A 6,738-nucleotide genomic window follows, 5' to 3' on the forward strand; every position below is an offset into this window, starting at 1 on the left:
GCTCGGAGGGTTCCGAGGCGGTCATTGAGTCCTCCCACGAGGGCTTTCGTGACGGTTTGGCGCTGGATGACTGGCTCGCGATGGCGGAAACCTACCCTCGCTCGTGCCGTTGTCCATGTCGCTTGAGCAACACTTAGGGTCTCAACTCTGTCACACAGACCGTCCCGGAAGCGGAGGACACGCGTGCGAGTGCTGCTCGTGGAGGACGACGACCCCGTCGCCGAGGCGCTCATCCCGGCCCTGACCCGGCGCGGCCTGTCGGTGCGCAGGCTCCCCTCGGCCGCCGGGGTGCTCGACGCGGTGCCCGAGGTCGAGGTGATCCTGCTCGACCTGACCCTGCCCGACGTGGACGGCGTGGTCCTGTGTCGACAGATCCGCGAGGTGTCCGGCGACGTCGCGGTCATCATGGTGACCGCCCGCGGCGAGGTCAACGACCGGATCCTGGGGCTGGGCTCCGGCGCGGACGACTACGTGGTCAAGCCGTACAACGTCGACGAGCTGGTGGCCAGGATGCAGGCGGTGCGCAGGCGCCGCACCGACCGCGCCGCGCGGCCGTCCGGGAGCACCGAGCTGGACGGGGTGCGGGTCGACCTGGACCGGCACGAGGTCACTGTGGACGGTAGGCCGGTGGCGTTGTCGCGCAAGGAGTTCCAGGTGCTCGCGCTCATCTTCGGCGCGCGCGGGGCGGTCTGCGGGCGGGAGCTGATCCTCGACGAGGTGTGGGGCCACGCCTCGGCCGCGGAGAACCGGTCGCTCGACGTCCACGTCGCCACGCTGCGCACCAAGCTGGGCAGGCCGGAGCTGATCAAGACCGTGCGCGGGGTCGGGTACCGGCTGTCCGGGCAGCCCGGCTGAGCCGCGGTCGGGGGAAGGGGTTCTCGTGCGGGCACGGCTGTTGGGCATGGTGTGGTTCCTGGTCGCGCTGCTGGTGTTCGGCCTCGGCGTCCCGCTCGCCCTGTCGGTGGCGAGCGCGGAGCAGCAGGACCTGTTCCTGGACCGGCTGACGGCGCTCAACCGCTTCTCGTCGCTGGCGCAGCAACCGCTGACCGACGACCAGCCGGAACTGCTGCGCGGCAAGCTCGACCGCTACGCCGAGGTCTACGGGGTGTCGGTGCTGGTGGTGGACCCGGAGCAGCAGCCAGCGGTCGACTCCCGTGCCGTCCCGGGCCGCCCCGTGATCAGCGCCGCCGACCCGGTGGTCGCCACCGCGTTGGAGGCCGCGCTGGCGGGCCGCCGGGGCAGCCCCGGTTCGCTGCTGATGCCCTGGGACGGCGACCCGCTGGTGCTGGCCGGTCCGGTGCTGGCCGACGGCGAGGTGCGCGGCGCGGTCGTCATCGTCTCCCCGACCGACGCCAGCCGGGAGACCATCGCGCTGTGGTGGCTGGCCATCGGCGCGGGCGGGCTGCTCGCGTTCGGGCTGGCGCTGTCGCTGGCGGTGCCGGTCATCCAGTGGATCCTGCGCCCGGTCCGCAGGCTGGACGAGGCCACCGGCGACCTGGTCTCCGCCGTGGTCAGCGGTCGCGACGTCGACCCGGTCGGCGACGCGCACGGCCCGCCGGAGCTGCGCAAGCTGGGCCGCTCGTTCGACCGGATGGCCGCCAGCGTCGGCGACACCCTCGCCGCCCAGCGCGCCTTCGTCGCCGACGCCTCGCACCAGTTGCGCAACCCGCTGACCGCCCTCAAGCTGCGCCTGGTCAACCTGGAGGGCCACGTCGACGCCGCCGCGGACGTCCACCGCACGGCCGCGGTCGCCGAGTCCGACCGGCTCAACCGCATCCTCGACGAACTCCTGGCCATGGCCCGCGCGGAGAACACCGGGGGTGACCTGGTGCCGGTCGACGTGGACGCGGTCGTCGCCGAGCGCGCGGCGGACTGGCGGGTCGTCGCCGACGCCAAGCGCACCACCCTGGAGGTGGACACCTCGGTCGGTCCCACCCGGGTCCTGATGCCCCCGCGCGGCATCGACGCCATCCTCGACGCGCTCCTCGACAACGCCCTCAAGTTCACCGGACCGGGCGGCGCGGTCGAGCTGTCCGCCTCGGTCGACGACGACCGCGTCCGCCTCACCGTCCGCGACCACGGCCCGGGCCTGCGCGAGGAGGAGCTGGTCCGCGCGACCGACCGCTTCTGGCGCAGCAACAGCCACCAGAACGTCCCCGGCTCCGGCCTCGGCCTCGCCATCGTCGGCAAGCTGGTGGAACGGGTCGACGGCGAACTGACCCTGAGCCTCCCCGACGGCGGCGGCCTGGCGGTGACCGTCGAGATCCCGGTCGCCGACTGACCCCTCCACCACCAGACCGGACTTCAGAACCGCGGCCGAACAGCCCGGGGCAGCACAGCGACTAGATGTCGGCCTCGCGGTAGTAGCGGACCGCGCCGGGGTGCAGCGGCACCGGGTCGGTCTCGATGCCGGGCAGCACGTCGATCGCCTGCGCCGCCCGGTTGGCCCGCACCAGCTCCCCCCGGGCGGCGAACATCCCGCCGACCAGCGCCTCCGCCATGTCGTCCGACATCAGGTCGCTGGCCAGCAGGAAGTTGGGCACCGCGAGCGTGGTCACCGCCGTCTCGCTGCCGTAGACGGCGGCCGGGACCGACGACGCGTTGTAGATCGGGAACTGCTGGCGGATGGCGGGCAGCTCCTCGGCCAGGTCGATCAGCCGCACCGAGTCGCCCGCGGCGGTGATGCCGCCGGTGGGCAGGCCGCCGGACCAGAAGAACGCGTCGACCTCGCCCCGCTGCAACCGCGCCATCGATTCGTCGAGGTTGTACTCGGTGATCTGGGTGGGCAGCCCGGTCACCTTGAGCACCCGCCTGGCGATCACCGAGGTGCCGGAGTCGCGGGTCCCCACCGACACCCGCTTGCCCGCCAGTTCGCCCAGCGAGTGGATCGGCCCGTCGGAGCGCACCACCACGTGCAGGTAGTCGTCGTAGATGCGGGCCAGGGCCAGCACCTCGTGCTCGCCCACCCTGGGGTCGGTGGCCACGTCGGCGGCGCAGATGGCGACGTCGGCGTCGCCGTCGAGCAGCAGTCGGATGTTCTCCCCCGAGCCGTTGGTGAACTTCACGTCCGACTTCGCCAGGTCCAGCTGCCCCTCCCAGGCGGCGGCGAGTGCCCCGCCCAGCTTGGAGTACACCCCGTTGGGGCCGCCGGTGGCGATGCGCAGGCTGGTCCCGGGGAAGGTCGTGTCGCAGCCCGCGGTCAGGCCCGCCGCGGCGAGCAGGGCGAGGAGCAGCGCACCGAGCCGGGTCAGCCGTGGGGTGCGCGCCATTCGCCGATGGTGCCAGAACCGGCCCGCCGGGGTCCGCGTACCCTCGGACACCGAGATGAGCGCGCGCACCTACCAAGTACGCACCTACGGGTGCCAGATGAACGTCCACGACTCCGAGCGGCTCTCGGGCCTGCTGGAGGACGCGGGCTACGTCGCCGTGCCCGAGGGCACCACGGCCGACGTGGTCGTCTTCAACACCTGCGCGGTCCGGGAGAACGCCGACAACAAGCTGTACGGCAACCTGGGCCACCTGGCCCCCGCGAAGACCGAGAACCCGGACATGCAGATCGCCGTCGGCGGCTGCCTGGCGCAGAAGGACCGCGGCGAGATCGTCCGCCGGGCCCCCTGGGTCGACGTGGTGTTCGGCACGCACAACATCGGCTCGCTGCCCGCGCTGCTGGAGCGGGCCAGGCACAACCGGCGGGCCGAGGTCGAGATCCTGGAGTCGCTGGAGGTCTTCCCCTCCACGCTGCCCGCCCGCCGCGACTCGGCGCACTCGGGCTGGGTGTCGATCTCGGTGGGCTGCAACAACACCTGCACCTTCTGCATCGTCCCGTCGCTGCGCGGCCGCGAGCGCGACCGCCGCCCCGGCGACGTGCTGGCCGAGGTGCGGGCCCTGGTCGCCGAGGGCGTGCTGGAGGTGACCCTGCTCGGGCAGAACGTCAACTCCTACGGCGTGGAGTTCGGCGACCGCCTCGCCTTCGGCAAGCTCCTGCGCGCCTGCGGCGACATCGACGGCCTGGAGCGGGTCCGCTTCACCTCCCCGCACCCGAAGGACTTCACCGACGACGTCATCGCCGCCATGGCCGAGACGCCGAACGTGTGCCACCAACTGCACATGCCGCTGCAGTCGGGCTCGGACCGGCTGCTGCGCGAGATGCGCCGCTCGTACCGCTCGGCGCGCTACCTGTCGATCATCGAGAAGGTTCGCGCGGCCATGCCGGACGCGGCCATCACCACCGACATCATCGTCGGCTTCCCCGGTGAGACCGAGGAGGACTTCCAGGCCACCCTCGACGTGGTCCGCGAGTCCCGCTTCTCCGGCGCGTTCACCTTCCAGTACTCCAAGCGCCCGGGGACCCCCGCCGCGACGATGCCCGGCCAACTGCCCAAGCAGGTCGTCCAGGAGCGCTACGACCGCCTGGTCACCCTGCAGAACGACATCGCCTGGCAGCTCAACAAGGAGCAGGTCGGCCGCACCGTCGAGGTCGTCGCCGCCACGGGCGAGGGCCGCAAGGACGCCGACACCCACCGGATGAGCGGCCGGGCCAGGGACAACCGCCTGGTCCACTTCGCCCCCGGCGCGGCGGACGTCCGCCCCGGCGACGTGGTGGAGACGGTCATCACCTACGCCGCCCCGCACCACCTCGTCGCCGACGGCGAACCCCTCTCCCACCGCCGGACCCGCGCGGGCGACAACCACGCGGCGGGCCTGCGCCCCAAGACGGGCGGCGTGGGCTTGGGGCTGCCGTCGTTCGGCGCCCCGCCGCCCACCCCCGCCGCGGAAGGATGCTCCGTCACATGAGCGAGAACCAGCTCCGCGACGAGATCGACGCGATCGAGCGCACGGCGGCCCGCACGGTCGACCTGGGCGCCCGCGCCGTGGTGATCTCGGTGGCGGTGTTCGTCCTGATCGTCGGGCAGGTCCTGCCGTGGATGGGTGACGCGGCGGGCTGGCAGGTCCTGCTGGCCCAGGGCGACGCCGCGGGCAAGGCGGGGGCGGTGCCCCGGCTGTTCGCGGGCACGTCGATCCTGTTCGGCATCCTGACCTCGGCGCTCGCCCTCACCACCCGCCGCTGGGCCCTGACCTGGGTGGCCGCCCTGGGCGGCTGGTTCGCCTCGGTCGACGGCGTCCTCGCCATCTGGACCCGGCAGTCCGCGGGCAACACCGGCGGCCCCGGCATCGGGATGGTCATCAGCGAGGTCGCCATGGTCGTCCTCGCCGTCCTCTGGTTCCGCACCGCCTGGTCCCGCGACTGACGGTCCGCGGGGTCACCCGCGCCGTCCGACGAACCACGAGAGCCCCGTTTCCGCAGTGGAAACGGGGCTCTCGTCGTTCGCGGACCGCTCAGCGGGAGGCGACCGCCTGCTCGGCGGCGGCGAGCCACTCCCGCCACTGGGCGGCCTGCGCCTCGGCCTGCTCGGCGCGGCGCTTGTCACCCGCGGCGCGGGCCTTGGCGGCCTGGGCCTCGAACTGGGCCACGCGCTCGCGGAACTGGGCGGCGCGGGCCTCGGCCTCGGGGTCGGTGCGGCGCCACTGGGCCTCGGAGGCTTGGCGGACCCGGTCCTCGACCGCGCGCAGGCGGCCCTCCAGCTCGCGGATGCGCTCGCGGGGGACCTTGCCGATCTCCTCCCAGCGCTCCTGGACCTTGTGCAGGGCGCTGCGGGCCGCCTCCAGGCCGCTGGTGGCGGGATCGATCTTCTCCGCCTCGACCAGGAGTTCCTCCTTGGCCTTGGCGTTGTCGGAGAACTCGGCGTCGCGCTCGTCGAACACCGCGGAGCGGCGGGCGAAGAACTTGTCCTGGGCGGCGCGGAAGCGCTGCCACAGGGTGTCGTCGGCGTCCTTCGGGGCCCGGCCCGCCGCCTTCCACTCCTGCATGAGGTCCTTGTAGCGGCCCGCGGTGGGACCCCAGTCGTCGGACTCGGACAGGGCCTCGGCCAGCTCGACGAGTTCCTGCTTGCGGGACTTCGCCGTGGCCCGCTGGCGGTCCAGGTCGGCGAAGTGGGAGCCGCGGCGGCGGTTGAAGGTGTCGCGGGCCTTGGAGAAGCGGCGCCAGAGCTGCTCGTCGGTCTTGCGGTCGACGCCCTTGATGGTCTTCCACTCGTCGAGGACGGCGCGCAGGCGGTCACCGGCGACCTTCCACTGGGTGGATTCCTCGGCGAGCCGCTCCACCTCCTCGACCAGCGCCTGCTTGCGCGCGACCGCCGCGGCCTTGGCCTCCTCGCGGGCGTGCTTGGCCTTGTCCAGGGCGACCGCCGCGTGCCCGAGCACGAAGTCGATGCGCGCGGACAGCGCCGCCAGGTCGCCCACCACGTGCGCCTCGTCCAGGCCCTCGCGGATCTGCTTGGCGCTGGCCGCGGCCTGCTTCGGGTCGCCGGACCCGGAGGTCAGCCGGGCCTCCAGCAGTTCGACCTCGGTGCGGATGTCGTCGAAGCGGCGCGCGAAGTGCGCCAGCCCCTCGGCGGGCTCGCCCGCCTGCCACGAGCCGACGGCGCGCTCGCCGTCGGCGGTCTTGACGTAGACCGTGCCGTCGGCGTCCACCCGGCCCCACTTGCCGGGGTCTGACGAGGCGACGGCCACCACCGGGGGAGTGCCCGCGGGGGCGGTGGGCGCCGCCGGGGCCGCCGCCGCTGCCGGGGCCGCGACGGTCGCCGGGGTGACGGTCGCGGGGGTCGCCGAGGCCGGGCTGATCGAGGCCGGGCTCACCGGCGCCGGGCTCGGCGCGGTGGCGGGCGGCTCGCTCGCGGC

Annotated in this window: 6 protein-coding genes; 4 read left to right on the forward strand and 2 right to left on the reverse strand. The window is 73.4% G+C overall.

Going from position 1 to position 6,738, the window contains the following annotated elements:
• The first annotated feature begins 183 nt into the window (after positions 1–183).
• Positions 184–855 (forward strand): response regulator transcription factor, encoded by a 672-nt coding sequence (locus tag L6E12_RS20905; protein WP_236229611.1) that lies wholly within the window; start codon positions 184–186, stop codon positions 853–855.
• Positions 856–880: 25 nt separating this feature from the next.
• On the forward strand, positions 881–2,281 hold the full coding sequence (locus L6E12_RS20910; protein WP_236229612.1) for a HAMP domain-containing sensor histidine kinase: 1,401 nt from the start codon (positions 881–883) through the stop codon (positions 2,279–2,281).
• Between the two features lie 61 nt (positions 2,282–2,342).
• On the opposite strand, the gene L6E12_RS20915 is transcribed toward L6E12_RS20910, so the two are convergent.
• Positions 2,343–3,269, reverse strand: coding sequence for a TAXI family TRAP transporter solute-binding subunit (locus tag L6E12_RS20915; protein WP_236229613.1), 927 nt, complete (start codon positions 3,267–3,269; stop codon positions 2,343–2,345).
• Positions 3,270–3,324: 55 nt separating this feature from the next.
• Here L6E12_RS20915 and miaB point away from each other — a divergent pair, with 55 nt between their 5' ends.
• Positions 3,325–4,794 carry a tRNA (N6-isopentenyl adenosine(37)-C2)-methylthiotransferase MiaB gene (gene miaB / locus L6E12_RS20920; RefSeq protein ID WP_236229614.1) on the forward strand — a complete coding sequence of 490 codons (1,470 nt, stop codon included), beginning with the start codon at positions 3,325–3,327 and terminating at the stop codon, positions 4,792–4,794.
• Positions 4,791–5,249, forward strand: coding sequence for a hypothetical protein (locus tag L6E12_RS20925; RefSeq protein ID WP_236229615.1), 459 nt, complete (start codon positions 4,791–4,793; stop codon positions 5,247–5,249). The genes miaB and L6E12_RS20925 overlap by 4 nt, the downstream gene beginning before the upstream one ends.
• An 88-nt stretch (positions 5,250–5,337) precedes the next feature.
• Here the strand turns inward: L6E12_RS20925 and L6E12_RS20930 are convergent, their stop codons facing one another.
• Complete coding sequence (locus L6E12_RS20930) at positions 5,338–6,681, reverse strand: DUF349 domain-containing protein (RefSeq protein ID WP_374201919.1); 1,344 nt, start codon at positions 6,679–6,681, stop codon at positions 5,338–5,340.
• Positions 6,682–6,738 lie beyond the last annotated feature (57 nt).

Origin of the sequence: Actinokineospora sp. PR83 (assembly GCF_021056305.1) — a bacterium.
GTDB lineage: Bacteria > Actinomycetota > Actinomycetes > Mycobacteriales > Pseudonocardiaceae > Actinokineospora > Actinokineospora spheciospongiae.